This window comes from Okeania sp. SIO2F4, from assembly GCF_010672385.1.
Lineage (GTDB): Bacteria > Cyanobacteriota > Cyanobacteriia > Cyanobacteriales > Microcoleaceae > Trichodesmium.
In genome coordinates this window covers 1-3552 of sequence record NZ_JAAHGT010000976.1, presented here as the reverse complement: position 1 = coordinate 3552, position 3552 = coordinate 1, and the positions used below count along the sequence as shown (strand labels likewise).

Sequence of the window (3552 nt, the reverse complement as noted above, 5' to 3'; positions counted from 1 at the left end):
TCTTATGTGATGCCTTCTCAGGAAGGGTTTGGTATTGTTTATTTAGAAGCAATGGCTTGTGGAGTGCCAGTTTTGTCGGGAGATGCGGATGGTTCAGCGGAACCTTTACAAGATGGAAGGTTAGGATGGCGGGTGCCTCACCGAGACCCAGAAGCAGTAGCTAATGCTTGTATAGAAATACTGAAGGGAGAGGATCAAAGGTGTGATGGTCAGTGGTTACGAGAGGAAAGTTTAAAGGTTTTTGGTAGGAGAGCTTTTACCGAAAGAGTAAGACAACTTTAAAATTTGTGATTAGGATAGTTTATTAATGAATAATGAATAATGAATAATGAATAATTATCTCTGGTTAAAACTGAGATAATTGAGGCAAGTGCGGAAGTCTCCTAGCACTTTTCTTCTGCCAAGAAAATGCTCTAAACCTCTAGGGATTAATTATCAATTATCTATTGGTAAGTATTCAGCTTTTCCTGGGTCATACTATTCATTTAGCTTTTGAAAGCAATAGCTAATCTTAATTAGCTAATCACCTTTTTATTAATAAGTTTTAATTCTTCTTGGAGACTAATTCTTCCGTTGGACTGATAATTATTTAATAATTCATAGCTGGTAAGCATTCAGCTATTAGCTGTTAGCTCTCAGCAATAATATTTCATCCTTAATGAATATAAAGCCAACTCTTAACTTTGGTAGTAGGATTAAATTCTGGCTTAATAATATCCCTTAAGCAAAAGGTTTAAATAAAGCTTTTATTCTATACCCAAAGCAATCGCTAAATATTTAATAAAGTTTATTAAAGGAGATAATTAAGTGAATCAAGGGAACTCAAAAATATTTCAATTAACTATGTCTAGTATTGGTAATTGGCTAATTATTTTAGCTGTTGTTTGGTTACTGGGTTCTATAGGGTTAGGATGGTTAGTTAATTCGATTTTAATATTATTTGGTTTTATTTTAATTGCACCTATAATTGCATTTATTGGTTTACGTTGGTGGTTAAATCGCAATTTAATTATGGATAAATGTCCTGTTTGTAGTTATGAATTTACTGCTTTAAATCAGACTCAATGTCAATGTCCTAGTTGTGGAGAACCACTTAAGGTTGAAGCTGGTCATTTTAGTAGGTTAACTCCTCCTGGTACTATTGATGTTTCTGCGGTGGAGGTTAATGCACGGCAAATTGAAGATTAAAGGTCTGAAAAATGAAATATATTCATATTAGTTTGCTCGACACCTAGATAAAATTTTTTACCTACTCGGATTTTGTGTTATGTCTACAATATTAGTAGTTAAGTCTGGCAAAATATGTAATTAATTTTGTGTACTTGTTTAGGAAAAAGTGAAAGTAAAAAAATCAAATTTGCTAATATGATTATGTATGAAAAATCTAAAAATACTTTATAAATTGGATTTAGTGTTTTCTCTAATAAATAAGTCTGTAATCAAGGGTAGATGATCTGAACCTAATTCTAAACTTAGATTAGCTTTTGTCTCAACATTTATAACTTTAATTTCTGAACTGATTAAACAGTGATCTATGGGAATTGGAAAAAAACTAGATAAAATACGATGTAAAATTTTAGAGTTATTAATTTTTTTTGCAGGCCAAGTAGGAAGAATACCAAACCCTAAACGACTATTTCTTAATCCAGTTTCCTGTTCTAATTTTTGATAGTAAGGAGACCACATAGTTGTATTCAAATCTCCCGCAATAATAATTGGATCATTTAATTGTTGAATGTATTTAGCAAGTTCCTCTAAAATTTGATTGCGTTTTTTGAAAGTGCTTCTCTTGATAGGAATAGTGGGATGGGTTGCTATTAAATTAATGACTTTTTGATTAATGTTGAATTCAGTAATAATAGTAGGTCTGTTGGGAGCAAAAAATTTTATTGAGTAATTATTGAGAGGAAATTTACTGTAAATGGCAACAATTCCATAGGTAGACTGAGAAACAGAATTAATTGAGTTGGGTAAAATATCAGATAATGTTTGTAGATTTTGAATCCATGTATTAGTAGGTTCTAAAAAAATTGCTATATGTGGATTTTCTTGTCTTATCATTCTGGTAACTTGTGAATATTGAGAGTTTCTGCCTCCGTAAAGGTTGTAAACTAAAATTCTTAAGTTAGGGGTTTCTTGACTAATACCATTTTGATGAATGTACCAAGGTAAAATTGGGCTAAGGTTAATAATTGTGCAGAATATACCTACTAAAAATAATCTTTTTTTGCCTGTGATGCTTAAGCAACACAATAAAATTAGACTGATTACAAAATATTGAACTTTAAAATGAGAGATTAGCTCAAAAATAATACCTTTTTGCCAATAACCTCCTAAACAAAATAAAGTAGTAATAATGATTCCTGTTGTGAATAAGTAACTGAAGATTATTTTTAGTTGATCAAAGCAGGATATTTGCATTATGGACTCTATAAAATACTACTCTAGGTGAATAAAAAATTATGGTTTTAGGCGATCGCCACTTACTACAGTGACTGTTTGATGATTACTATTTTTGTTGAATAAAAAATCATAATTTTATACAAGCTACACCCATTAAACTAACCATATCACGATTTTTAAATATTTACAACCTCACATTGACTTTAATTTTTTTTTTGAGCTTTCAAAAATGAAATATAGCAGTTGCTATGACTTTAAGAATATTATATGGAATAGCTGTTTCCATAACAGGACTAGGGGAAGCAACGGAATATTCTCGATAAATTCTCTCTCTTTCGATAACCAATGACCTCTGCTGCATATCAATCAAAGGATATTTTCCCTCACCACACTCTATCGGATAGGTATGACTTTCCATTGTGCATGAAGTTTACTTGTTGGATTATCAATATGAACTGTCACGGTGTCCTGGGTGACACCCTTAGCAGCAGCAGTTGGAGAACAACCATTACACCGAGCTACATATTTACCTGAGTTAGACAGGAGAGCATAATAACCGTTAGGCAACAACTTCGGAGTGAATTGAACGTAGGGGTTGTTTGGAACGTCGTGAAAAATAACTAGAAAGTCACGAGTTGCACCGTCTACAATACAACCATTACACCGAGCTACATATTTTCCAGTGTCTGCCATAAGAGCAATTTTCCCACTACCGACGGGAGCAACTTTGAACTGAGCATGGCCAACGTTATATCCATTTCTAAGTGTCACAGTATCAGGAATATTACCCACAGTTTCCTGACAGTCTCTACAACGAGCCATATCTGTTCATGTCTCAGCAACTTGCAAAGCTACTTTCCCTTTTGGAAATATGCTGTCCTGGCTGTGTGCTAATGGAGCAGCTACGGTTAAAGGTCCAATAGCTGCGAGAGTTAACATTAAAGTAAACCACTTTTTCATTTTATGTTTACGTCCTTAGCTTTAATGTATTGAAAAAAAAATCAACTTAAAATTCAAGTGACCACTATTACTTTTACCTTATCATAATTTTTGACTTTATCCTAAATTTCTATTTTGCTTGAATTTTTTTTATTTGGAGCTTTCAGAAATGAAACAATCTATACATGATTGGGTGGGGAAGTGTGGGGA

At 32.8% G+C, this 3552-nt stretch carries 6 protein-coding genes; 2 read left to right on the top strand and 4 right to left on the bottom strand.

Features of this window, described 5'->3' with window-relative positions; all coding sequences use genetic code 11:
- Nucleotides 1-282, top strand: a 282-nt coding sequence (locus tag F6K22_RS35865; protein ID WP_293109371.1) for a glycosyltransferase, incomplete at its 5' end; no start/stop codon positions are given.
- Nucleotides 283-807: 525 nt separating this feature from the next.
- On the top strand, nucleotides 808-1188 hold the full coding sequence (locus F6K22_RS35860) for a hypothetical protein (protein ID WP_293109369.1): 381 nt from the start codon (nucleotides 808-810) through the stop codon (nucleotides 1186-1188).
- A 207-nt stretch (nucleotides 1189-1395) separates the two neighbouring features.
- Here F6K22_RS35860 and F6K22_RS35855 read toward each other — a convergent pair whose 3' ends face one another.
- The 4 genes from F6K22_RS35855 to F6K22_RS35840 form a co-directional block, all read right to left on the bottom strand.
- On the bottom strand, nucleotides 1396-2421 hold the full coding sequence (locus F6K22_RS35855; RefSeq protein ID WP_293109368.1) for an endonuclease/exonuclease/phosphatase family protein: 1026 nt from the start codon (nucleotides 2419-2421) through the stop codon (nucleotides 1396-1398).
- Nucleotides 2422-2626: 205 nt separating this feature from the next.
- Complete coding sequence (locus tag F6K22_RS35850; protein WP_293109366.1) at nucleotides 2627-2821, bottom strand: hypothetical protein; 195 nt, start codon at nucleotides 2819-2821, stop codon at nucleotides 2627-2629.
- A complete protein-coding gene (locus F6K22_RS35845) occupies nucleotides 2797-3225 on the bottom strand; it encodes a fascin domain-containing protein (protein WP_293109364.1) in 429 nt (142 codons plus the stop codon). Before F6K22_RS35845 ends, F6K22_RS35850 begins: the two co-directional genes overlap by 25 nt.
- A gap of 6 nt (nucleotides 3226-3231) precedes the next feature.
- Nucleotides 3232-3363, bottom strand: coding sequence for a hypothetical protein (locus F6K22_RS35840; RefSeq protein WP_293109363.1), 132 nt, complete (start codon nucleotides 3361-3363; stop codon nucleotides 3232-3234).
- Nucleotides 3364-3552: the final 189 nt, after the last annotated feature.

Bases quoted from the DNA above. Each gene is read 5' to 3' on its own strand.
- F6K22_RS35855 (WP_293109368.1), bottom strand. From the start codon at position 2,421: ATGCAAATATCCTGCTTTGATCAACTAAAAATAATCTTCAGTTACTTA.
- F6K22_RS35850 (WP_293109366.1), bottom strand. From the start codon at position 2,821: ATGGAAAGTCATACCTATCCGATAGAGTGTGGTGAGGGAAAATATCCT.
- F6K22_RS35845 (WP_293109364.1), bottom strand. From the start codon at position 3,225: ATGGCTCGTTGTAGAGACTGTCAGGAAACTGTGGGTAATATTCCTGAT.
- F6K22_RS35840 (WP_293109363.1), bottom strand. From the start codon at position 3,363: ATGAAAAAGTGGTTTACTTTAATGTTAACTCTCGCAGCTATTGGACCT.